This is a genomic window from Arsukibacterium ikkense (assembly GCF_000987775.1).
Classification (GTDB): domain Bacteria; phylum Pseudomonadota; class Gammaproteobacteria; order Enterobacterales; family Alteromonadaceae; genus Alishewanella; species Alishewanella ikkense.
Map to the genome: position 1 here is coordinate 334631 of NZ_LAHO01000003.1, position 24316 is coordinate 358946.

Consider the following 24316-nt stretch of genomic DNA (forward strand, 5'->3'; position numbering starts at 1 on the left):
TTATTTGTCCTCTAAATTCAGTTCCTGCGCCAGCTGTTGCAGGTCAGCATCACTGTTAAGTACCCGTTCCAGGATGTTTTCCAGATCTTCAGAGCGGTCGATTTTAGTCATTAAATCGCGCAGCTTGTTGCGGGTCGCCATCAGTTTTTCCAGTGGCTCAACCTGGCGGACAATAGCGGCAGGTTCAAAGTCCTGCATCGATTTAAATTCAAGCTCGACGGCAAATTCACTGCCATCAGCGGCCAGCTTGTTCTCGACTTTGAAGTTTAACTTCGGGTTCATCCGCTTCAATACTTCATCAAAATTATCGCGATCAATCTGAACAAAACGGCGATCTTTCAACGGCTTTAACGCCTGAGTGTTGTGGCCGGCGAAATCACCCATCACACCAACAACAAAAGGCAGTTCCTTCTTAACTGCGCTACCTTCGGTCTCGACATCATAAGTAATGTGAACTCTTGGTTTGCGCACCCGTGACAACTTACTGTGAATACTTTCCATTTACTCTCTCCTATCATTTGTCTGTCGTGGCCGCGCAGGCAACGCTGGCCGGTTGCACTACTACTTAGTCTGCGGTATCCCCGCCAGACGAAAATAACTGTTTCGGGTACTACTATCGTCAATCAACTCCTGCAACAGCTCCGGCAAAGTAAGATCACTCCAGCGGATCACCTGTTCAAGCGCGTATGACATTGGCGAATGGGGTTCGGTCTTGCGAAAAAAATCAACGGCATGTTGCAATGAACGAATAACCTGCTGGCGTGATTGCAGTTGTTCATCAACATTACTCGGGTTGAGGTTAACTGCGGCTCCCTCAACACTGTCTGTCGCGGGGATATCCACAGCCACTTTCAGCTTATCTGCCGCCAGATAATTAACCGCATCCAGGCATTTCTGCATCGCTTTACTGATCGCCGTTGTCGGCTGAGGTTCACCGGCCATAGCGGCATCCATGGCATCAGACAGTAATTTAAATTCAGCAATCGCCAGTTGAATATCATCGCGAAGCTGCAGATAAAAACTCGCCGGCGTTTCCAGTACCGCCTGCTGAATTTGCTCCAGGCTGGCAATACCCGCATCGGCCCGCTGCTTTTGTTTGTTTTCATCTTTACGGGATAAATCAGCTGCCCGCACATATTGCCAGCAGGCAAAACAGCCCACCGAGCTAATATCAGTCAGCGGTATGCTTAAGATCGGGGTAATTAAGGCACCGTCGCCTTCGTAGCCATTCAAGCCGATAAGGGGCGCGATGCGCGCATCCATACCTTCATCATCAGGCAAGGGATACAAGTGCTGCCAGAAATGCTCTATTAACAAACGGGTTGCTTTAAAACCGCATGCCAGACCCGAAAAACCCTCAGTGCGGCACCAGGTTTCTATCAGCCAGGCAGCAAATTCCAGATCTTTGCTCTGATTGGTCAGGATCTCCGGCAAAGCCTGCGCCAGTGGCCGCCAATCGAGCACCAGCGCCTGAAAATCATCATCTTCAAACAACATAGCCCTTTCATTAGCCCTGGCCTGACTGCGCACATCTTTGAGGGTGTAATACTGTGAAGTCGGTGAGATATCACTGCGAGGATCAATGCCTGCCGGTGTGTGATCTGACACGGGCTTTATTAACAACTCAAAATCTATTAATTCACTGCGATCCATCACAATTAACCATTAAATCTATTAACAGCAAAATATGTTACTTTATAGTTCACCAAATAACAACAATGCAAACTATATTTATACAATTTTTAGATTGAGCGGTATGGTTTTGTCATTTAAGTTAATGTTATTACTGTTATGTAACTTCACTAAAATGCTGGTGACATTGTCTTTGGCACCTGCCACCAGAGTGGAATGCAATAACGCTTTACTGGCGTCGGCGATATCATCATGTTGTAAATACTGATGAATTTCATGATCGGGCAGTTCTTTGGTTAAACCATCAGTACACAATAAAAATAAATCACCCGGCCGGCAGGCCGCAGACCTGATAGCAACCTCCAGCTCAGTATCAACGCCAACCGCCCGGGTAATCACATTGGCTAACTCATGAGTTTCGGCTTCACTGGCCGCCAGCAGCCCCTGAGCCACCATTTCATTTACCTGACTATGGTCATGGCTCAGCTGTATTAGCTGATTGTCTCGCAGTAAATAGCAACGGCTGTCCCCTGCCCAGAGTAAATGATAGTGTTGCTGCTGAATTAGCAACACTACCACCGTTGAACCGGCCAGGGTGCCCAGCAACTGCTGTTTGCTGTATTTCACCAGCGCCTGATTAGCGTCTTGCAATGCCTGCTGCAATAACGCCGGGCTTATGCGCTCGCCAGCGTTGTCGACCACTGTCTTTAACATGTCCATTACCATCTGACTGGCCACATCACCTGCCGCATGGCCACCCATACCGTCGGCTACCGCCCAAACACCGGCTTCTGGCATCGCCAGACAGGCGTCTTCATTAAGTTGTCGAACCAGGCCTTTATGGCTTTGTGCATGAAATGCAATATGCATATAGCAGATACGTCCAGATTAATAGTGAATTTGTTTTTGTTGCCAGTTCCAGCGCGACCAGTCGCCATCGAGCATAGCGGCATACTGGCTTACCTGAGGCAGGCCTGAGGTTACCAGTAAACAAGGCGCTACCTGCTCCGAGCCAGCAGTCCACCACAGGCAATAACGGGAAAATTGCTGCAAATAGCTCTGATGTAACAACGCCAGGCTGTCCAGCGGCTGGTTGGCACTGATGATCCAGGCCTGGCGTATCGCCTCGTTGTTACTTTGACTGACACTAAAACGCTTGGCTTGCGGCCAGTTAAGTTCGCTGCGGTTCAGCTGCGCTAACCAGGTTTGCAGGTTAAAGCCTTCATCCAGCGTCGCCAGCACCTGTTGCTCGGTGATATCGGTCCAGTCACTGTCTTGCCAGGCTTGTACCGGCGTAACGTTTAGCTCTGCTGCCAGGGTAAAGGGGTAATGACGCCCGACCTGATCGACAGATGGCATCAGAGTGCCAGCCATGGCGTTATCACTGCACACTCCTGGCGATAAGGCAAAATGCCAGATAGGGCTGGTTAAATAAGTGTCCAGCCACTTGCCACCTAACTGTTCGCGGCTTACCGCGAGCACTGCCTGCAACCATTCGTTCCAACTATCGACAAAGGCTACGTCCAGACCCTGAGCGAGAAAATCGCCCTGGCTGACCACCTTGCCACAAATTCCTAACTGCGCCGCAGCGCTTTTAACTACAGGCTGGCCGGACACGAAAACGCCTCCAATTCGTTACTCCAGAACGGAGTGTTAACGGTATCGGGCACCAGTTCCAAGCGGGCCTTATTACCCTGCACCGCTAAATGCAACACTTTGTCAGTGCGGGTTTGCGGGCGCTCGCGGGTCAGCTCGTCCAGCAGCCGGAACCATGACCATTCCCCCTCGTAACTGGCATTGGCTGATAAGCCGGCGTTGGCAGGGGTAAACACCAGCCGGGTCTGCAGCTTGTTACGATCGCCTGGCCAGTAGAACTGGCTGGAGCGGGTTGGCCCGTGCCGGTAAGACAGCTCCTGACCATCGATATCTAACATAAGATGGGTGATGTGCCGGTCCAGAAACAATGGCCTTAAACTAAAGCCTACTTTTAGCTTCTGGCTGCCTGGTTCAAAAAAGGTACTGCGGATCCGCTGCGCACTCTGAAACGTTCTAAGCACACTGGCATCCAGACCAATATCTTTTTTAAACGACCAGTTGGTGCGGCTGGTGTTAACAAAAGGGCTCAGATAGTCTTTGAAAAAGCTGTCCAGGGTGCCACCATAGCCAAAGAAGCGCTCAAAATCACGTAATTTGATATCTTCGCTGGAGCGGCGGTTCAATGGGTAACGCCCGGCAATAGCACCGCGATATTCTGCCAGCACTTTACCCTGCCAGGCTTCGTTAATATGCTGCCGGCTGCCACTGGCAAACAGCTGAGCGGTGTCGCTGGAAATACTCCCCAGCCAGTTACTGAAGGGTGCAGGCACTTCGCTGCGTAACCGGCGTAAGGCGATGTTCAGCTCGTTGCCTTCCTGAGAGTTCAACTGGTTAGCGTAAGCCTGTCTTGCCATGCCCCCCGGCACATACAGCCGCTCCAGATAATCATAATAACGCCGGGTAGTCTGGCCAATCTGTTCCAGCTGACTGGCGTCAACGGCCAGCAGGGCTGAAAATGACGCTTCCACCTCTTTGCCTGGTAAGCTGCGGCTCAGATCCGGCATTTCATCAGGTAACAAGCGGTTCAAACGCGCTGTCTGGCTGGAAAACTGGGTTTGTGCCACTTTACCCGCAACATTTAATGCCGCATCCATCTCCGCCGACTCTGGCAACTGGGTTAGCCGCAGATTTTTCTGAGCCGCTTTAATAATATTCTGAATAGGTTGCTCCGGCCCTGCCAGGATCCTGGTGTGAGCCAGGCCCTGCTCCACATTGGTAATGGGTTGCAGTTCAATATCATTTAGCAGCTCTTGCCATATATACACATAGTCACGTAAATAGCGCATGGTGACCTGCTCAGATAAGTCGGCGTTGCTCTGCTCAGTTGCGCCCTCTTCTGCATCACCATATACCCAGCTATCGGCCATCAGTTGGCGGATTATCCGTCGTTTTTCAATATTAAATACCCCGTGAAAGCCCTGGTAGGTATATAAACCCGGGATGCCCTGACGCAGCGGCTTACCACTGCGCCGGCTGAACAAGGTTACGCTGTCGGTCGCCAGCACATCTGACAAGCGAAAATCAGGGATATGGCTATCCATCAGTTCAGTGCGGATCCGCTGATAGGCACGCTCTGCCAGCGGCACCGTCATCAGCAAATCGCGGGCACTTGCCACCACGGTCTCATCATAGCGAGCGCCCTGAATACCCGCATCCAGCAACGCATCAAGATGGCTTTGTAATGACACGCGCAGTGGTTGATTGATCTCTGCCGGTAGCATCCGCTCGGTAAACTGGGCAAACCAGGCCTGAACTTGCTCAGCGTCAAACTGCGCCGGTTGAAAAATCATCAGATAGGTTTTCAGGGTTTCGTACAGATAATCCCGATGCTCAGCATGCTGCTGCATATCAGAGGTTAAAGTTTGCAATATAAACGGCACAAACTCGGCGTATAATGCCCGCTGATACGCTGTTTTCGCCGATTGTCCCAGTTTGTCGCCCTGATACAACCCCAGGTTTTTCGGGCCAGCTGCCGGCAATAAACCAGCATAACCGGCAGGCATATCGCGTAATACATTTAGTTGCTCATTTAATTGCAGCATAGACTGTTGGCTGCTTTGCTGTTCAATAGTCTGATAGTGCTTCAGCGATAATGCCACTTCATCCACCAGCTGTCGGTTCCAGTTATAACTCGACACCCAGGCGCTAAGCAGCCAAATAGATAACACCGCCGTTGCCGCCAGCGTGCCGTGCCGGATCCAGCGATGTTTATTTTTATGTTGTAAATTAACCGATGCCAGTTCACGTTCCGGAATAACAATCTGCTCAAAGAAACGCTTTAAGAAATAACTTTTGCCCTCGCCGGTATGGCGGCGTAGTGGTGGTTCAGCCAAACCAAAGTTGCCCCCCAGCTGTGCCATAATCCGGTCAATTGGCTGGCCCTGTTGTGTCGCGCTGGCAATATAAACTCCGCGCAGCATGGTGGCTTTTTCAAAAGGGTTAGGTGCAAAAATTTCTTTTAAAAAATCATCGGCCGCACTTTGCAATAACCGCAGCTGGCGTGGAAACTCATATATTGCCGCCCGGCTTTGCTGTTCGCGCTCTGTTTGCAACCGGCTAAACAGGCGCTGATGCAGGCGGTTTACCATGGCATGGAACTCTTTGTTAAACTGCGCCACCACGCCTTTTTCTTCGTTCTCCGGGTCCAAACCAAAAGTGGTACCCCACACCTGCTCCCGATCTTCCGGTGCTAAGTCATCAAAAAACTCTGAAAAACCAGCAATCAGATCAGCCTTGGTAAACATCACATAAACCGGGAAGGTCATTCCCAGCTGATTTTGTAATTCCTGCACCCGCTGTTTAATGGCCCGGGCATGTAAATTGCGTTCAGTGCGGGTTTGGCTGAGTAAATCAGCCAGGCTGACAAACACAATAACACCATTAATTGGCCGGCGTGGCCGGTGCTTACGTAACAAACCTAAAAAGCCCTGCCAGGCGGTTGCGTCCTGCTGTGCATGGCTGTCTTGTGTGGTATAACGACCTGCCGTATCAATCAGCACCGCCTGATTGGTAAACCACCAGTCACACTGGCGGGTACCGCCAATGCCTTCAATAGCATCAACACCCATCTGCTCTTTAAGCGGAAACTCCAGGCCAGATTGTTGTAAAGCCGTGGTTTTACCAGAACCCGGCGGCCCTATCAGCATGTACCAGGGAAGCTGGTAAATATCACGCGCTTTACTGAAACGGGCGTGTTTCAGAATGTCTAACGCCTTCTGCATCCGGTTTCGTAAAATATCAATATCCCGTTTAGCCATGGCATCCTGTTGCTGGTGCTCATCACCATTCAGTAAGGTATCCACCGCCTGTTTATTCGATTTGTTCTGCTGCATACCACGGATATAGTGACTGGCACCCCATACCAGCGCTATGGCTAACAAAGTAACGAGCCTGGCCGTACTACTGGCAAGCGGTTCAACCCCGGCAATAGCGATTAACGGGCCGCCAAACCAGATCAACAATGCCAGCGCGGTTAACCCCAACAAGGTGATAAACCAGCCGGTTGTGAAAATACGGCGCAATGAAAGAAAAAATCCTTTAAGTTTCATACTTCTGTTCCTTGCACTTCGCTATTGCGGTAGCAGATCAATTTCAACACGTCGGTTCAGCGCCCGATTTTCCGCGCTGTCGTTAGGCGCGACCGGATCGGCCTCGCCCCGTCCTTCCGGCCATAACCGGCCATGCAACTGGCCGCCCGCCGCCAGCGCATCGGCCATGGCATTGGCTCTGGCCAGAGACAAATGCCAGTTTGACGGATACTTACTGGTAAAAATGGGCAAATCATCAGTGTAACCACTCACCAGGATCCGGCCGTCACTGCCCTCCAGCGCCCGGGCAATTTTGGTTACCACCGGCTGAAAACTTTCGTTAATTGCCACTCCGCCGGGCGTAAACAGATGATGTAAGCCCACCCGGATCCGCACCCGGTCGGGCAACTCAATGATCTGCAACATATCGCGACGAATTTCAGTTTGCAGTAATTGTTGCAAACGGATGGCATCCTGATGCGGCTTGCCACTTTGTCCGGATACCGACGCCGGCTGCCAGTCGACCAAACTGTTTAACTGTCGGTGTACCTGGTCAGAATAGTTATTCACCTGGTAATTCAGGTACATGTATACGCCCAGCAATATGGCGGCCACCACCGAGCACAGCACCCACAGCGGCAGTCTGGATTCCAGGGCTCCAGATTGCACCACGTCACTGTGCCACTTGGGCGATAGCTCCCGCGCCGGCTCTCCGCGCTGGCTGCGAATTGCTTTAAATGCCTGGTCTTTCACCAGTTCCAGCTTTTCATAGCCGCGCTCTTCCACCCGCATTTTGCCGCTGAAACCAAACGCCAGGCACAAATACTGCAGCTCCAACAACATCAGATTTTGTGACGGATAATTGATAGCGTTATCCAGCAAGGTAAAAAAGTATTCACCGCCGAAGGTTTCATTATGAAATGTTGACAGTAAACTTTCCGTCGCCCAATCGCTGTTGCCACCCCAACTGGTATTCAGCACAATTTCATCAATAAAACAACACAGGGTGTACCGCGCCTGCTCAATCACCTCAGCCGCAACACCCTTGGCACGCAATTGCTGCTCATACTGATTTATCAAGGTAATACATTGTTTTTTAAGGCCATTAATATCATTATGGCTGGCGGTGCTACGAATAGGCGCCACCAGCGAAAACAGCACCGCGGCTTCGTCTACCAGTATATTGTCGCTGATTGATAACGTTTGTGGGCCCTGGCCAATAACACTGCTGCGGTTGCCGGTGGCAATGCGGGTTTTATCGTTGTTAACACTGGCCACATTGCCTGCACTTTGCGGCTGCGCCGCACTGGCTGGGGCAACCACTGGCCGGTTACTGCCGCGGCCACCGGGTCTTGGTTTCATAATGGTTTGATCAGACATAGCCTTCCATCCCTGTTAATCAGGCTTTTATTGCCCAGAGTTCAAGTTTCAACCCGGGATAATTTCCCGACAAATGCAATGCCAGCGCACCACTGTTGGCCAACCGTTGCCAGTAAATACTGGTTTTATCCAGTTGAAAGTAATGATAACCGGCATGATAAGGCACCTGCCGTGGCGCTACCGGTAAGCCGGTTACTGCTATTCCTGGCAGCTGGTTGTTTACCAGTTCGCGAATATGCTCTACCGGACCAATTTTTAATCTGGCCGGTAAATGTTTGCGGATCTCTTCTGCTGGTAAATCAGCACTGACTGCCAGTACAAACTGGGCGTACTCCAGCAGAGATTTATCGGTTAGTGGCGATACCAGAATACCGAACTTGGCTTGCTCTAATGGCAATGCCTGGGCAGTTTGCTCCAGTACCACACTCAGTGTCTGATTCATAATCACCGCTAAGTTGCCAAATACCGTGGTTAAATCGTCATGCAGATACGCTGGAAATTCCGGTGGTCTTTTATCTTTGCTGGTAAAAGTGGCCAGTTCCCCCAGCATCGCCACCAGCAGCTGATAACATGCCAGCGGGTGAGTGCCATCCAGTTGCTGCCAGTGCTTTAATAAGGGCTCATAGCGGTTAAGTACCTGCAACATCAGAAAATCAGCAATAGAGCTGCTGCTTCCCTGGCCTTTACCAATCCGGCCGCTTAGCGCCTGCGCCCGTTGATTAAGCATACCGAGCGTTTCGCTGATCAGCGCTTTTAACGGCAAATTGCGCTGCACATTAAGTAGCGGCGGAATAAATTTGTCATCCAGTTTCACTTCACCCTGATCGGTCACTTCGCGGATCCTGGCGACCGCAAAACCAACAAACCCGCTGCGGTCATCACTTTCCAGTTTTAACAGCACGCGAAGTCTGGCCAGCTGCAGCGTTTCGGTGGCAGGCTCGGCCAGGCTGGTATCAGTAAGGCTATGATCAGCGAACTGAAACCGGGTGATCTGGTTACTTTGTGACTCAGCGATATTCAAGCCGTTTGCTTTATCGACCGCCAGGCACAAAAATACCTGTTGATCACGACAGCCTTTGCCAATTGTTAAGGCTGCCGGTAGCGGTTCCGTATCAGGCAGCTCAACTAAGGTGCCATCGGCCAGAATACCGCGCAGCTGACTTAAACCAAATTGACTGAACTTTAAACATTGCTTGTCCAGTTGGTAGTCGTAAATCCCCCAGCTAAAGGGCATCAGCTGCGCCTGCCGGCTTTGCTGACTATAATGCAAATGACGGTCTTGCTGCTGAAAATGTTGCGGCCGTAAAAACATGCCTTCTGACCAGGCAATTTTACTAAATTCACTCATTGCGTTATTACTCCGGGCAAAATAGCGCTGTTAGCGTTGACGCCGCTCTAGATCATGTTCTCGGATATACACCGCTAACTTATCAACATAGATATAAAAGTTGTCATAACCGGTAGGCTTAACGTCAACCACGGCCCGCCAGCGCGCGCCTTCAATATCGCGATATGCCGCGATAACCGCTACCGCCTTGGTGGTCGGCAACAAGGACATTTTGTATTCACCGCGTTGCCCCGGTTCAAATACCAGCTCATCAATCCGTAATAAATCGGTGCGCAGGGTTTGCTGTGGATTGTCATACAACGCAAAAAAATCCTGGTTTTCAAATACTGTTTTGGAAGCCAGTTCATACACCCGGATAATCACCGGTGACGGCCGCTGATCAGCGTCAGGATTAATGTCTTCGGCCACCCGGAAATGCAGCGTGGTAGACGGAGGGAAGGTGGCATAAACAGCCTGACAGCCAGTTAACAAGCTCATTGACAACATGACTAACACGAGCAGGTAGATCCGTTTCATAAGTGACAACTCCATTGATCTGTCATTTTCGATTGGTTAAATAGTCTTCATAAGCGCGGATAAAATCATCATTTACCCCACCTTTTGCCGTGCGCGTTACTTCAGCCTGCAGTTCCTGGTGCAACGCCTGATACAAACTCCAGTAGCGGCTGTAACGCTGCGTCGGGTTAACTTTGTCAATAAAGCTGGCGCCAAAATCACGCTGCTCCAGCAATTGCGGTGCTAACTGCGCCAACATGCCCTGCATGGCGCCAGCGGCACCGGCGATAATAGCTGCTTCGTGCTGGCTGATATCAGCAAAGGCCGCCGTAATGGCCTGACGGGGCGCCATAAAGCTGCTGGCATTATTGTTAAATAAGTTGTGAAACGCCTCGCTGATAGTGGCAGAGAATTTTAGCGGATTGTTTTCACGCTGCTGAAAAGTGGTTTGATTTACCCGCAAATTGCTTTTCATTTCAGAGCGTGAGCGCATAACGTCAATGACACCCTGCAGTGACGCCTGCAAGGCCTCACCTAACTGGCTCCACCAGGCTGGATTTTGTAATTGTTGCTCTGCGGGCGCTGGCACATTCAGGGCGCTGAGAAAGGCCTGCAAACATTGCTGAGCATTTGTCTGGTCAATGATCACTGTGCGTGCAGCACTGCTATCAGCAGTGGATGCAATAGCCAGCTCCAGCGGCTCATCGGGCAAACTTTGTTGCTGCCATTGCGGTTGCCAGTCATCCGGGATCATACTTTGTGGCGGCGTAAAACTCTCGCTCAGCATATTGTCATTTGCCAGCACATCAGCGTTGTTGTAAAGCGCGGCGCTTGCTGCGTTTGCGGCCATGGCCGGATTGTGCGCAGAACTGTCGCCGCTGATCCCTGGCCGGCCTGACACGCTGCCGGGGCTGGCGGCCTGCTGCAACTGGTTGACAGCTAACCCCAAAGGCTGGGGAACGACGCCAATGTTTTCGTTGTTATTTGTCAGCTGTGCATAAGGTAGTTCAGCAGCCGATGTCAGCTGTGCATGGTTTTTAACATCATTACGTTGAGCTGGGCTGGCAGTAGCTGCTTGACTGGCGTTTACTATCGCCGCTTTGATTTCGTAATCACCTAGACACAATAAATCTTCATCGGCCAGGCGATGACGATTGCCCTGGCCTAGTGCAGTGACCGAACGATTAACAAACAGACCATTAGTGGAACAGTCCGTGATCCAAAAAGCGTTGTCAATGAAGCTTATCTGCGCGTGGATGCTGGAGACGACCCGTTCCGGATCGGGTAAATGCCAATCTGCATGTTCGGCTCGTCCCAATGTGCCGCCGTTGCTGTCGAAACGCTTTAGCGCAACCTGGCGTGGAGATAAACGATGATAACTTAGCACCGACAGCTCAAGTAACATATCCGTCTGACTCACTTAACACTCCCTGACAGCAAAACACCACAATGAATACATTTATTTTACCTAAAGTTGCAGCGGCAAAGGTTAGTGCCAAATGAATACCAAGTCAATACATATTATATTTACAATAATGCAATTTAGCTTGATGTTTTTTCATCTAAAGCTAAAATAGCGGAGCTTGTTTTAGCGCTTTTCGTCCGGCATAAAACAATGTTTCAGTGTGGCAGTAGGTTGCGTAGTATTTGCGCTGATTAAAACCTGAGATGTCATTCATTTGTAAATCAGGGTGGTATGTGCCGTAACATAGTAATGGGCACAGCCGCAGAAGGAACTGAAAAGGTAACTATTAAGATGTCTGATAACGCCGATAAAACAACACCACCTGATAACACTGCTGCCATCAGTAAAGATCTGACGGCAAGCACCACAGTGGCAGATGACAATGAAAAAACCCGCTTTGCCCGGCCAAATAGTGCACCGCCAGCAGCGCCCGCCAGTGATTTAAGTGGTAAAACCATCAAAAACCGTTATGTGCTGGAATGTAAAATTGGTTCAGGTGGCATGAGTGATGTCTATCGGGCACGTGATACCTTCCTGGCAAATGCCGGCGTCAATGATACCCAGGTTGCGATTAAGGTGCTGCAGCCACAATTCATCAGCCAACCTGAAGCGCTGCAACTGTTGTTACAGGAAGCACATAAAACCCAGCAACTCTCTCATCCGAATATTGTCAGGGTATTTGATGTTGACTGTGATCAGGATTGTTACTTTATCGTGATGGAATACCTTGATGGTGAAAGCCTTGATCAGGTGATTAAACGCTACAAACCAAAAGGCCTGCCACTGAATGCGGCAATAAAACTACTTGACCAGTTAGGCGCCGCCCTGAACTATGCGCACGCTAAAGGCATAGTGCACGCCGATTTAAAACCAGCCAATATTATGGTCAACCGCAGTGGGCAGTTAAAGGTACTGGATTTCGGCGTGGCGCATACCTTACAGCTGAACCACGATATTTACGCCGCAGAGCAGCATAATCCTGCCGCAGCACTCAGTGGCTATACTCCGGCCTACGCCAGTGTTGATTTACTGGCAGGTAAAACGCCAGCAGTAACTGACGATACCTTCTCATTTGCCTGTATCAGCTATGAGTTGCTTACCAGTAAGCACCCGTTTGAACGGATCCCGGCCGACAAAGCTTATGCGCAGCAAAAGCATGCGGCTAAACCCAGCCATGTTAATCTGCTGCAATGGCTGGCATTAAAGCGCGCATTACGTTTTGACAGCACTGCGCGTACTATCAGTATTTCGCAGCTATTAAACAACTTTAACCGTCGCTACTGGCCGCTGGCTACAGCAGCCTTTGCGGCATTACTGGGCGTTGCTGTCTTGTGGCAGCTATATAGCCAGCAACAGCAACAACTGCTTGCGCTGCAACAACAGCAGTTACAACAGCAACAACAACAAAGCAGCTATTTGCAGCTGGCCAACAGTAGTGCCGAGGATTTCCTTGCCGCATTTGCCGAACTGGAACAGGCCGGGCCCCTGGTACGGTCTGGTCTGCTTCGTCTGCAGTCAGATAAACTTCTGGCCTATTTTGAGCAACAAATAGACCAGGTGATCAGTGATCGGCGGCATAACTACCCCGATTACCCGCAAATTGAACAACTGTTGCAGCAAGCCCGTAATTTATATCCTGATTCATACTATCTATCTGATATTGCAGCAAATATGAGCCGCAGCAAACAAACTGCAATGGGTGTACTGCGTAACCAGTTGAATAACCTGCTGCTTAGTCAGCAATATCAGCAAGATGCCAGTAACACCGATATTTACAATATTCTTGATGACCTGCAGCGGATGGATCAACACTATAGTGTTGTACCTGATGACGAGGAAATAGCAGCTTATCAGGCCGCCTTTGCCAGCGCCAGTAGCGAGCATGATGCCAGCGCTTTACAGGCGCTGATTAAAGCCGGAGCGCAGCTGTTTGCCAACACTGAACAAACCCGTGACTTGCTGCAGCGTGGCGAACAACTGCAAGCGGCTGTGGCAGCGATGGCTGCCTACAACGATGCGAAAGACACCACTACGCCACTGCCCTTCCCGCATCAGGAAGCTGCTGTTTTTTATCAGCAAACCTTTGAACAGTTAACTCAGCAGCTAGCGGCCAGTAACACGGCAACTGACACCGACACCGTATTTGAGCAGTATCAGCATTACAGCAGCCGGTTACCTGATGATTTTGTCTTACTGGTAGGCTTAAAACGACAGCTGGCTGATAAATATCTGGCGTTATCTGGTGAGCTGTTGCGAACCAATCAGGTACGCAGTGCCGAGCGTTTGATGCGCCGCGCTAATACCTTAATGAGCAGTATCAACAGTTAATACCTGTTTATCAGTAGTCGGTTACTGGCGATACTGATCCAGCCCCTGACACAACTGGCGGATCCCCTGCAAGGTGCGGGGGCTGGTACGATACAGTAAATCAGCGTCGACCGTAACAAACTGCTCTAGCGCCACCGCAGGTATCACCGGGTATGGCGACCAGAAACTAACCGCGGCCGGTTTTGCGCCGGCCGTGGCCTGAATAATCACCTCAGGCTGCGCTTGCAGCACCTGCTCTATCCCCGGTTGCGGATAATCGTTTTTTGCGTTAACCATAATATTGTCACCGGCGCAAAGTTGCAGTGCCTGCGCTGGCCAGGCCGCGTTAGCGACTGAGGTTAACGGCTCGGTGCCCATACTGAAAAATACCTTAAGCCGTTTTTTAGGCTGATACTCCGCGCTTATCGCGGCTAACTCTGTTTCAAACTGCACAGCAACCTGTTCTGCACGCTGTTGCCGGCCGGTAAGTTGCCCTAAATACCTCAGCTCATCGGCGACATCCGCAATCAACAGTGGATCAGAGAACGCCACTCTGATACCAAATTGCTGCAAGCGGCTGACGTCAGCCGCCACATTGCCGGTTTTCCACGCCACCACTAAATCGGGTTGCAGCGCCAACACCGCCTCCAGATTAATACCAGCATAATTGGCGACTTGCGGCAGTACCTGAGCCTCTGTTGGGTAATCACTGTAGGCACTTACCCCAACCAGCTGTTCGCCCGCCCCAATGGCATACAGCAATTCGGTAATATGTGGCGCCAGGGCAATAATCCGCTTGGGCGTGGCGCCCTGTTCCGCCTGCACTGTCGGTAACAGAGTTGCCAACAGCAGCAACACGGGTACCAACAACACTTTATTGCTTAGCTCAGGCACTGTTTATTCCTTCTAAATGGTTGTTCGGCCCAGGCCCTTTACCAGTCAATGCCACGCTGGGCTTTAATTCCGGCATCAAAAGCGTGCTTAACGGCCTGTACTTCGCTGACGGTATCGGCCATTGCTAACAGGGTACGATGACAGGCGCGGCCGGTAATCACCACGTGCTGGCTGGCCGGCCGCTGCTGTATGGCGCGGACGACCCGTTCCAGTTCAATATAATGATAACTGACCATATACGTCAGCTCATCCAGCAGCACCAAATCAATGGCCGGATCGGCTAACAGTTGCTCAGCCCGGGCCCAAACCCGCTCAGCCGCGGCAATATCAGCCGCTTTATCCTGGGTATCCCAGGTAAAACCGGTCGCCATCACCGCAAACTCCACCTGATGCTGCTGCAGTAAGTTACGCTCGCCACACTCCCAGCTACCTTTTATAAACTGCACCACAGCTGCCGTTAATCCATGGCCTACCGCCCTGGCTACCGTGCCAAAGCCAGAAGTCGATTTGCCTTTACCGTTGCCGGTGATCACCAGCAGCAGGCCTTTTTCAGTGGTCGCCTTAGCAATCCCCTGCTGCACCTGCTGTTGTAACTTCTGCTGGCGCTGCTTATGACGCGATTGGCGGCTCTGCTCATCGGCGACCGGTTGTTCAGATGTATCAGGTTGATTGCTATTATCAATTGTCATACTAAGCCAGGCTCCTGCGCTTGCGCATTATTACCAGAAAAAAAACACTACCCAGCACTGAGGTAATAATACCTAAAGGTATTTCCTGGGTTAACAGGGCACTACGGGCCAGATTATCAATCCAGACCAGAAATAACGCACCAAATACCGCGCACCCCAGTAGCAGCGGCACCGCAGTTACCCCAACAAAGTAACGCACCAGGTGCGGGATCATCAAACCAACAAAAGCGATTCCCCCACATTGCGCCACTATACAAGCAGTGACCAGCGCCGTTAGCAGCAGCAAAATAAAGCGTAAACGGGTGGGGTTAACGCCCAGCGTCTGGGCACTTTCGTCACTGAGCAGCAGTGCATCCAATTGCCGGCGCAGCATTAAGGCCACCAGCAACAATACCGTCACCGCCGGCGCAATTAATCCGACACTGCCCCAATCAGTGCGGCTTAAACTGCCCATTAGCCAGAAAATTACTTTGTTGGCGGCAAATGGCTCAGCAAAATACAAAATAAAACTACTGATCGCACTTAGCATAAACGACACCGCCACCCCGGCCAGCAGGGTCATTTCTATTTTGCGCCACTGCTTGCCCACACACACCAGAAATACCAGTGCCACTGCAAATAATGCGCCTAAAAATGCCGCCAGCGCCAGGCTTAACATGTGGGGTGGCAATAAAATACTGGCGATAGTGGCGCCCAGGCCAGCACCCGCCATTAAGCCAAACAGATAGGGATCGGCCAGCGGGTTACGACTGGCATTTTGCAACACGGCACCGGCGATGGCCAGGCCCGCGCCCACCAACATGGCACAAATTAAGCGTGGCAGCCGCACCTGCCAGACAATAGTGCTGGCCAGCGGGTTTTGCTGATTACCCAGCAACGCGTGCCATACTTCTGTTACGGTTAAACTGGCGCTGCCAATCGTCAGGCTGAGCAAGCCACTGGCCAGCAAGGCTAACAACAATAAGCTCAGCGTTACAGGTTGCTTCATAGCGGTGTCTCGTTGGCAAAGAAGGTAATTTGCAGTTTGCCATGCAGCGGATGAACCTTCACCTCGCAGGGCAACTGAAATACCCGGCTGAGCTGTTCGCTGGTTAACACCTGCTCCGGGCTGCCAAAAGCCAGCAACTGCCCCTGATGCAACAAGGCAATTTTATTGCAGTAGCGGGCTGCTAAGTTCAGATCATGCAAACAGGCCAGTACCGTTTTACCCAGGCCACGGCTAAGTTGTAAAATTTGGTGCTGATATAACACATCAAGATGGTTAGTCGGTTCGTCCAGTAATAGCAATTCAGCTTGCTGCACCAATGCCCTGGCCAGATATAACCGTTGCAACTCACCGCCCGACAGGGTTTCCACTAATGCCTTGGTTTTATCCTGCAAGCCAAGTTGGCGCAGTGCCAGGGCAATTTGCTGTTCATCAACACTGGTGTTGCCGTCAAACCAACCTTTATGCGGCAGCAAGCCCATGGCGGCAACCTGATAAACTGTTAACGCAAACACCGGCGGACTTACCTGGCTGACACTGGCAATTTTACAGGCGCGTTGCCGGCTGCTTAATTTATGCAACGGCCGTTGCTGTAACAAAATATCACCCGAACTTAATGGCTGGGTGCCATTGATCAGTTTTAACAAACTACTTTTACCGGCGCCGTTGGGGCCAATAATACCGATAAAGTCGCCTTTACTGGCGCTGAAACTCACGGGCGCAACGATGGTTTGACCCGCTATGCTCAGTGAGGCTTGATTAAGTCGTAACAACGCCGGGGGCAAACGCAGCTCCTGAATTTTCCTGATTAAACAATACTGCCGGCATAATGCCGGCAGTATCTGCGGTTAACCTTTTTACTCTGACAGCGCCCCCTGACAACAGGTGCCGCTACAACCAGCCCTAGTCTAAACTGGCCAACAGGGTTTTGTCTAAGCCGTCTTCGTTTAATATCTTCACAATCGCCAGACAATGATCCAGGGTAAAGTCGCCTTCACTTATCTGTTCATTTAACATGGCACGGCGGCGCAACACAATCTGCGCAACCTGCTGGCCATCACCCAGTTTGGCATGCAATTTATCCAGCCAGGGGTACAGTTGTTTTTCGGCATCATACGCTGCCTGGCGCACCGCAGGATGAAAATCCTGGCAGGCATTTATATTCAACAGATAAAAATTTAAATAACCGGCTACGGTTATTAATTTATAATCCTGGGTGTTTGCCTGCACAGGTGCAGTTACAATCAACGCGGCCACTGCGGCACCTAACCATTTTTTCATTGTTATTCCCTGCCATCTGTTGCTAATTATGCTAACCAATCTAAACAGAAAATAGCTTTTTTGCAATCTTGCTGCCAAAAAAACCCATTGAACGCTCAGTGCCGAACATCTCAACCGCTCGCTACAGCATGGTCGCTCTTTCTGTCAGGCAATCATCAGAGCCGGTGGCAAATTCGCGGCAAACCCAGGGCCGCTGTTCATATATCGTACAACGGTATGTCTCGCGATCCAGTGCCGAACACCAGCCATCGGCCAGGCGCAACATGGTTTGCCCACCCCAGTCATCCACGGCAATATGCTGAGCAGGCACCCCCGTATCAGAAATAATCATCACCTCCAACCGGCAGCAGCAGGCCTGGCAACTGGCGCAACTCACGGTAGTAGCAGGTAAATTTGTAATTTCGATATCCATTAAGCCGGGTTACTCATGGCAGCCTTGAAAGTCGGCATCATACACGCTTTCGACGGGCAGTTGTTCGCTTAAACCTTGCCAATTTTTTTTCCACGCGAGATTATTCACTATCTTCAGGTTTGCTCGTCTTCGATTAACTCCCTGTGCACACATACTGCAGTGCTTTTGGGACGGACGCTCTTGCCTCTGCCTTCAAGATGCGCCCGGGTAAAGGCCGCTCCAAACAGCAGAATCATTGAAGAATAGTTCACCCAGAGCAGCAGCAGAGCCAGTGATCCTGCAGCGCCATAGGCCGATGCCGTCGCAGTATAGGCCAGGTAGGTAGAAATCAGCGAGCGGCCCAGTGTGAACAACACGGCACTGATAAAGGCACCGAGCAGAACATCTCGCCAGGACAATATTACATCAGGCAATATCTTAAACATGGCCGCGAACAGCAGCGTAATCACAAGCAGCGACAGCACTAATTCCAAACCCACCATTGCAAAGCCAGGGATCGGTAGCCATTCTTCAGCGAACACCATAATGCTGCGCAAGGCCACTGACAACAGCAGTGACACTAACAGAATAAAGCCAATAGCCAGAATGATCGTCAGCGACAGCAGGCGGCTTTTGATAAAAATCCACAGGTTATTCCTGGCAGGACGAGGCGCAACGTCCCAGATCTGGTTCAAAGACTGCTGCATTTGTGCAAACACCGTAGTGGCACCAATTATAGTGGCAACGATACCGATCAGCGCCGGCCAGATACCACTCTGGTCTATTTGCGAATTGATCACCGCCGTTTGCACCACGCCAGCCACTTCTGCACCCAGGGTACCTTCAAGCTGCGCAAAAAGTTGTCCCTGCACAGCGCTCTCGCCTAAAACCAGCCCAACCAGCGCCACCACCACCACCAGGATTGGCGCGATAGAAAACACAGTGAAAAACGCCAGCGCTGCCGCGTAAATAAAAGCCTGGCTAGCCAGCCAGTTGCGGCCAGTGGCTCCCAGAATGCTGAACCAGTGCCTTAGCACAGCAGGGAGTTTGTGGTAACTATTAAAAACCATACTCGAAAATACCTCGATGAGTCCGTGTCTGTTCCGGCATGCCGGATACGGGCTGCGTGCAGTGTGTAGCGACCGCCAGAAACGCGGGCAACTTGTTACCATGGTTAGACATTATGTCGCAGGTGTGCCAGCTGAACCAGCGAGAATACCGCCGTCAACATTTATCTCCGTTCCTGTTAAATAGCCAGACTCATCTGAAGCCAACATAACAGCAACACAGGCTACTTCTTCGGGTAAACCGAAACGCTTAAGCGGTGTATCTTGAACAAAAGCGGCCATATTAGCCTCACGCTCTGGCCCATTACCCAGCATCGGCTCCCACATAGGCGTCAAAATTGCAGCAGGGTGAATTGAATTACAGCGCACTTTCAAATTCTGTTGTGCACAGTACAAGGCTACACTTTTAGTATGATTCCGCACACCTGCTTTACTAGAAGCATAGGCTGCAGCAGTTGGAATACCGACGATACCAGAACGCGACGATATATTGATAATGGAACCCTTACCCGTGGCGCGCATGGCTTTAATAGCGTACTTACACCCTAGAAAGACACCATCGAGGTTTGTCTCATGCACCTTGCGCCAGGACTCTATGGTGGCATTCTCTGGATCATGCGGTACAAAACCATCTTCAAAACCAGTAATACCAGCATTGTTTACGACAACATCAAGTCGACCATGCGCTTCGATTATTTTCCCTGTCAATTTTTGCCAATCTTCCTCATGGCGAACATCCAACAAAGCAAAGCAAGCAGATTGGTTGAGAGATGACGCAACTTGCTGCCCATTGTCCTGATCAATATCCGTGACATAAACAAAAGCACCTTCCGCTGCAAAATGCCGAGCAATCGACTCACCAATACCTTTAGCAGCTCCAGTGACTAAAGCAACTTTTCCTTCGAGTCTCAAAATTATTGCCTCCTGTGTTAGCTTGATAAATTACCCAGATAATGAACACGAAAAAAATTACTGCAGCTAAAACAGCTAGTTTATACATAAATCGGTCCTTAGTTTAACTAGCTGCACGGGGATAATTGATACGACATCGATACCAGATAGCTTCTTTGCGCTTTTGCCACGTTTAATCTCTGCCCTCATAATGTCGCGTTTTGAAGGAAAGACGATAAAACCTAGTATAAATAAAACCTTCCCTGCGAAGGTTGAATTTTTATTTCCCCACATAAAAGATTGCAATTTTAGTTCTTCTGTCACAGTTGTTCCGTAACCTAGAAGCGCGTGATAGGTGTCATGCACTTCATATTTCGGTAAATAACCAAGATTTCTTGAGTGCAAGAATCGATGTAGTTCTTTCCCCAAAGTTCCCTCTTCAAGATTTTGTAGTTCATCAAGATCGTAGGGCCAAGGCTCCGGTCTTCTAAATAGGTTTAGGAACGGTACACTCCATCCAATTAATTTTGCTACTATTCGATGTCTATTCATATATGCCAGTTTTGATACAGCTGCGCCTGATCCATCATTATCGCCTAACCTAAAGACCCAAATTACGAAGTTAAAGAAGACCCCATACCCACCCTCAGCTTGTAAACGTCAATGTTTTTGGGAGTAATAGTAATCAGTACTATGTTTTAATGTACACAATCGTCAGGATCGACCGCAGGACAGCGTAGACAGTCCCGCGGTAGCATTGCACATATGAATTAAAAAACGATCCAGCCAAATGCGATAGCGCGAAATGACCGGAAACTTAAAACTGGTTACTAGCGGAGCTGTATCTACTGACTTTCAGGTAGCTTCGGGACTAGCGCCAATATCAATGTCGCAATAGGCCCTAAAATTAATGAAACTAAAAACCAAACTAAACCGCTACGATTTTTGCCCTGAGCCAGTACGGCATTAATTAGCATTAACGTTCCCCACCCGACAAAATATTGCTTACCAACCTCAATGTAATCTGGACTCAAAAGAATCTCCTTTTTCTTGTTTCTGCTAACGAGCCTGTAGAAAAACCTGATGAGCACACTGCATTTGCCCCGGCTTTTCTGTTTATTATTTGTTAGCAACTTTGCATGCTTTTGGTAGGAATATCAAGACAAGATTTGTCGCTTTTGGATTGGAATATCCCTTTGTCTCTCAGCATCTTCAATAACACGATGCTCAGTTGCAAATACTGGATTAGCCAACAAAAAGAGCAGAACCAGAAGTTTCAAATGTATCTCCAAAAAGCTTAACGCTTCAATCAGCTGACGCGTTAACGATCGGCTGCATTGGTTTGTGAGCTCTTAAATTTGTAGGTTTAAGTTCTTCCGAAATTGACGCCTTAAGTTCGTTTAATAATTTGTATAACGTCGATTTATTGCCATCACTAGACATTAAAATAAATATATTCCCAGAGTTAAAGTCATGGTGTTTAATCGTATGGTGGCTGGGATTTGAGCCATCATGCTCCCAAGTGACCAAAGAACCATTATCGTCGACGAAGAATTTGCCAAAATCAAAGTAAGCTCTGTTCGTCTGCCCCGACAAACTATCGCCAGGCAATGCCTGTCTCAATTGTTCTGTACTTAGTAATGAGCCATTCCACAACGCATTTTCAAACCTAAACAAGTCCATCGGCGTTAAGTAGATAGTTAAACCTGCCATATTTGTAGGGAAGTCACCTGAAACCACAGTTTTAGATACGTGCTCATTTTCGGTTTGATGAAACGCATGTGTCATGCCCGCTACTTTGAAAATTGAAGAATCAACGTAGTCTGCATAGCTTTGTCCAATGATACTTTCGACTATCAGAGCGCGAACAACGACGTTCAAATTTGTATACTTGTAGCCAGTTCCAGGTTCAAAAACCAGCGTTCCCTGCTGGATCTGCTGAATCGCATCGGCCGTATTAATGCCCTCTTTCCACTTTACATCAGGTAAGCCTGATGTGTGAGTAAGTATTTGCTCTATGGTTATTTTATTGGCCCAAGCAGGCAATCCATCAACGTATTTTGTAATGCTGTCCTGATACTTCAGTTTGTTTTTTGCAGCAAGCTGCATAATAGAAACCGTTGTAAATTCTTTTCCCACAGAACCCGGACTGAATAAGTGATTAGCGGTAAGTGGGATTGTTTTTGCTGGATCGGCATAGCCAACACTTTTCTGAAAAAAAGTCTGGTCTCCACGTCCAACCACTATCGTGCCGTTGAAACTTGTTTCCAGCACAGTTTTTTCAATTCTATCCCAGTATTCGTTACTCAAGGCTTCTTTTGCACACACGGGTAAAATTAGAAAAAAAACATTTAAGAATAGTAAAAGTAACTTCATAGTAGGTCCATTTTTATCAGCTAACGCAGTGTACACGGGCGACAAAAACGCGCCAGCGGGTTGACGCCGCAGCCAGCGCGGTTTGCTGGCGTTTGTTATGCCTAGCCCTGACCATATTTAAGACCGATTTTATCAATGATAATAGGAATTTGCGATGCAAACCACTCTTTCTCGTTGACTCCAAATGTCATTTTTTGTCCATTTAACCGGTAGTTATAAACAATAGTCTCTTGGTGTTTTTGCACCGAGAGCTGATGCTTTCCGAGGTTATCTGAAACAACGAACTCGAGCTGCGCACCTTTAGGCAGAAATAACAGTTCTGTTTTTTCTGAGTTAAAACGAATTTCGTTTTTTATAGCAAGAGTTGGGGCAGTGATATTTAAGAAGAAATTTTCTTCATCTATTGTTTGGCGATGTCCGGGCAAAGTAACGCATGCCGAAATAACAAAACTTACGCCAGCTATAAATAGCAGTCGAAACTTAATAAATACTGACATTTACTTTGCCTTTTTCACTGTTGTTGTTCCTGAGACTATCGGTAATTTGCGCGAGCGACGTAGACATCGACGCCTGTCGAATCGAATAAGGACGCAGGCAGCGCTCGAAGTACGCTGTCCTTGGGCATGCTATAGGCTGAAACCAACACATCCGCGCTTGCATCGGCGTCCTCCGTACCAGACGCTCAAACGACTTCAACGTCGGGGTTGCCGGATGCCTCGAGTGGCACGTCATCACGCACCATAAACGGGAAGTCCACCGCGTAGGCAAGGCCTAGATCGGCTGCGATGCCGTCAAGTGCCTTGCCAGCCTCAGGGAAGATAATGGTGAGAAACGGAAGTTGTCGTTCAAGGCACGAATTCAACATGTGCCGGAAGTGACCGTGGTCAGCGCCGGCCCCAACAATTAGCATATTCATGTCAGCAACCGCTTCGTTGCACAAGGCCAACTGCAGACCGGGTCGAGCGGCCGCCTCGTAGCGTGCCGCCTCGCCGAGAAACATAGTGACAGCGTCATTCGTAAGACGGCGCAAGACTGACTCACTCAATGGTTTCGATGCTGTGTTCATAGATCTCTCCCTATTCTTTGGAGTTTGCGATTACTCGTACTCGGCACTATATGCCGCCTAACGCCGCGCAAATGGGTGTGCGACCACAGCGTGGTTGGCAACTCTGCGACCGAAGCAAGCGAATGTTGCGTATTGTTAGCCTTTATTATTTAGAATATTCAATCAATTCTTCTACATACACATAGTCATCTTGTATCTGAGTTAGTTTAATAAACATTTTTAACTCAGGAGCATAAACATGAATATCTTCCGTATTTGCACTGTAACCACGGGTATTTGTAATTTTTCCTTTGTACTGAATGGTATAAGCCATAAAGGTTCCAGCCTCTACAGTTTCAGCTTTAAAAGAGAGCACTTTTGCATCTTGGATAGTGGAGCCTTTTGTACCGTCTTCGCTTTCCCAGTGCTCTTCCAATGTCCACTTTTTGCCAACCTGCAAAGGCCAATTATACCGAGCTTTCTTGCTATCAACTGGTTTAACAATATCTGTTAATGGAAATGTACGAGGAGCAGTAACCATAAATAACTCGCCGTTTTTGCTTATTATTTTTTTGGTATCTATTCCATCAGCACGTATTTCCCCCGATGATGTTACACCTTTATACTTCCAGACCCATTTTTCGCCATCTGTATAGTCAGCTAGTTTCGGTTGTTGTGTTACATCAGAACCCATAGCAGTGCTACAAAGACTCAGCAGTACTAAAGACATAAAAACTAAAAATTGACTTCGCATTCCATAATTTCCTTTTATAAATGACGTTTATCCAAGTGCATTTATCATGATTATAGCCTGCGAACTTAGGCCGTTCTCAAAGAGCATAACGCCCAAATTTAGCGAGGAAAGGCGCGCAGCGAGTTGACGTCGCAGCCAGCGTTTTTGGCTGGCGATAAAATTTGTTTGATACTCATTGAGCCTTCTCCCCCAG

24 protein-coding genes are annotated in these 24316 nt (G+C 49.3%); 1 reads left to right on the forward strand and 23 read right to left on the reverse strand.

All coding sequences use genetic code 11. The features are described from left to right. From tssB to tagH, 9 genes are all read right to left on the reverse strand, one after another. Complete coding sequence (gene tssB / locus WG68_RS05245; protein ID WP_046556578.1) at nucleotides 1-501, reverse strand: type VI secretion system contractile sheath small subunit; 501 nt, start codon at nucleotides 499-501, stop codon at nucleotides 1-3. Nucleotides 502-561: 60 nt separating this feature from the next. Continuing rightward, complete coding sequence (gene tssA / locus WG68_RS05250) at nucleotides 562-1653, reverse strand: type VI secretion system protein TssA (RefSeq protein WP_046556579.1); 1092 nt, start codon at nucleotides 1651-1653, stop codon at nucleotides 562-564. Nucleotides 1654-1731: 78 nt separating this feature from the next. Beyond that, nucleotides 1732-2502 carry a PP2C family protein-serine/threonine phosphatase gene (locus WG68_RS05255; RefSeq protein ID WP_046556580.1) on the reverse strand — a complete coding sequence of 257 codons (771 nt, stop codon included), beginning with the start codon at nucleotides 2500-2502 and terminating at the stop codon, nucleotides 1732-1734. A gap of 18 nt (nucleotides 2503-2520) precedes the next feature. Beyond that, complete coding sequence (tagF, locus tag WG68_RS05260) at nucleotides 2521-3249, reverse strand: type VI secretion system-associated protein TagF (RefSeq protein ID WP_046556581.1); 729 nt, start codon at nucleotides 3247-3249, stop codon at nucleotides 2521-2523. Continuing rightward, on the reverse strand, nucleotides 3231-6776 hold the full coding sequence (tssM, locus tag WG68_RS05265; RefSeq protein ID WP_046556582.1) for a type VI secretion system membrane subunit TssM: 3546 nt from the start codon (nucleotides 6774-6776) through the stop codon (nucleotides 3231-3233). Before tssM ends, tagF begins: the two co-directional genes overlap by 19 nt. Before the next feature lie 21 nt (nucleotides 6777-6797). Then, nucleotides 6798-8135, reverse strand: a complete 1338-nt coding sequence (tssL, locus tag WG68_RS05270) for a type VI secretion system protein TssL, long form (protein WP_046556583.1) — start codon at nucleotides 8133-8135, stop codon at nucleotides 6798-6800. Between the two features lie 19 nt (nucleotides 8136-8154). Further along, nucleotides 8155-9483, reverse strand: a complete 1329-nt coding sequence (tssK, locus tag WG68_RS05275; protein ID WP_046556584.1) for a type VI secretion system baseplate subunit TssK — start codon at nucleotides 9481-9483, stop codon at nucleotides 8155-8157. A 30-nt stretch (nucleotides 9484-9513) separates the two neighbouring features. Beyond that, nucleotides 9514-9999 carry a type VI secretion system lipoprotein TssJ gene (gene tssJ / locus WG68_RS05280; RefSeq protein WP_046556585.1) on the reverse strand — a complete coding sequence of 162 codons (486 nt, stop codon included), beginning with the start codon at nucleotides 9997-9999 and terminating at the stop codon, nucleotides 9514-9516. 22 nt (nucleotides 10000-10021) lie between these two features. Then, complete coding sequence (tagH, locus tag WG68_RS05285; RefSeq protein ID WP_046556586.1) at nucleotides 10022-11398, reverse strand: type VI secretion system-associated FHA domain protein TagH; 1377 nt, start codon at nucleotides 11396-11398, stop codon at nucleotides 10022-10024. Between the two features lie 336 nt (nucleotides 11399-11734). Here tagH and WG68_RS05290 point away from each other — a divergent pair, with 336 nt between their 5' ends. Continuing rightward, the gene (locus WG68_RS05290) at nucleotides 11735-13771 is read left to right on the forward strand and encodes a serine/threonine-protein kinase (protein WP_200897541.1); all 2037 of its coding nucleotides are present in this window, start codon (nucleotides 11735-11737) and stop codon (nucleotides 13769-13771) included. Between the two features lie 21 nt (nucleotides 13772-13792). Here the strand turns inward: WG68_RS05290 and WG68_RS05295 are convergent, their stop codons facing one another. The 14 genes from WG68_RS05295 to WG68_RS05360 all read right to left on the reverse strand — a co-directional run bounded on the left by WG68_RS05295 (nucleotide 13793) and on the right by WG68_RS05360 (nucleotide 24123). After that, the gene (locus WG68_RS05295; protein ID WP_200897542.1) at nucleotides 13793-14644 is read right to left on the reverse strand and encodes a cobalamin-binding protein; all 852 of its coding nucleotides are present in this window, start codon (nucleotides 14642-14644) and stop codon (nucleotides 13793-13795) included. 38 nt (nucleotides 14645-14682) lie between these two features. Next, nucleotides 14683-15333 (reverse strand): cob(I)yrinic acid a,c-diamide adenosyltransferase, encoded by a 651-nt coding sequence (gene cobO / locus WG68_RS05300; RefSeq protein WP_046556588.1) that lies wholly within the window; start codon nucleotides 15331-15333, stop codon nucleotides 14683-14685. Between the two features lies 1 nt (nucleotide 15334). Beyond that, nucleotides 15335-16321: a FecCD family ABC transporter permease gene (locus WG68_RS05305; protein WP_046556589.1), complete on the reverse strand. Its 987-nt coding sequence runs from the start codon at nucleotides 16319-16321 to the stop codon at nucleotides 15335-15337. After that, nucleotides 16318-17103, reverse strand: a complete 786-nt coding sequence (locus WG68_RS05310) for an ABC transporter ATP-binding protein (RefSeq protein ID WP_046556590.1) — start codon at nucleotides 17101-17103, stop codon at nucleotides 16318-16320. The genes WG68_RS05305 and WG68_RS05310 overlap by 4 nt, the downstream gene beginning before the upstream one ends. Before the next feature lie 118 nt (nucleotides 17104-17221). Further along, the gene (locus WG68_RS05315) at nucleotides 17222-17599 is read right to left on the reverse strand and encodes a hypothetical protein (RefSeq protein ID WP_046556591.1); all 378 of its coding nucleotides are present in this window, start codon (nucleotides 17597-17599) and stop codon (nucleotides 17222-17224) included. A 121-nt stretch (nucleotides 17600-17720) separates the two neighbouring features. After that, on the reverse strand, nucleotides 17721-18011 hold the full coding sequence (locus WG68_RS05320) for a YkgJ family cysteine cluster protein (RefSeq protein WP_046556592.1): 291 nt from the start codon (nucleotides 18009-18011) through the stop codon (nucleotides 17721-17723). A gap of 113 nt (nucleotides 18012-18124) precedes the next feature. Next, nucleotides 18125-19060: a YihY/virulence factor BrkB family protein gene (locus WG68_RS05325; protein ID WP_046556593.1), complete on the reverse strand. Its 936-nt coding sequence runs from the start codon at nucleotides 19058-19060 to the stop codon at nucleotides 18125-18127. A gap of 111 nt (nucleotides 19061-19171) precedes the next feature. Then, the gene (locus WG68_RS05330; protein ID WP_235357677.1) at nucleotides 19172-19969 is read right to left on the reverse strand and encodes a glucose 1-dehydrogenase; all 798 of its coding nucleotides are present in this window, start codon (nucleotides 19967-19969) and stop codon (nucleotides 19172-19174) included. 75 nt (nucleotides 19970-20044) lie between these two features. After that, entirely contained in the window at nucleotides 20045-20500 is a 456-nt protein-coding gene (locus tag WG68_RS19035; RefSeq protein WP_052748973.1) for a Coq4 family protein, read from the reverse strand. A 293-nt stretch (nucleotides 20501-20793) separates the two neighbouring features. Next, nucleotides 20794-20982 carry a hypothetical protein gene (locus WG68_RS19700; protein WP_152663034.1) on the reverse strand — a complete coding sequence of 63 codons (189 nt, stop codon included), beginning with the start codon at nucleotides 20980-20982 and terminating at the stop codon, nucleotides 20794-20796. A 271-nt stretch (nucleotides 20983-21253) separates the two neighbouring features. Further along, entirely contained in the window at nucleotides 21254-22324 is a 1071-nt protein-coding gene (locus WG68_RS19040) for a serine hydrolase domain-containing protein (RefSeq protein WP_052748974.1), read from the reverse strand. 101 nt (nucleotides 22325-22425) lie between these two features. Then, on the reverse strand, nucleotides 22426-22821 hold the full coding sequence (locus WG68_RS05350; RefSeq protein WP_046556596.1) for a hypothetical protein: 396 nt from the start codon (nucleotides 22819-22821) through the stop codon (nucleotides 22426-22428). A 185-nt stretch (nucleotides 22822-23006) separates the two neighbouring features. Then, complete coding sequence (locus WG68_RS05355) at nucleotides 23007-23390, reverse strand: hypothetical protein (protein ID WP_046556597.1); 384 nt, start codon at nucleotides 23388-23390, stop codon at nucleotides 23007-23009. 145 nt (nucleotides 23391-23535) lie between these two features. Further along, on the reverse strand, nucleotides 23536-24123 hold the full coding sequence (locus WG68_RS05360) for a hypothetical protein (protein ID WP_046556598.1): 588 nt from the start codon (nucleotides 24121-24123) through the stop codon (nucleotides 23536-23538). Nucleotides 24124-24316: the final 193 nt, after the last annotated feature.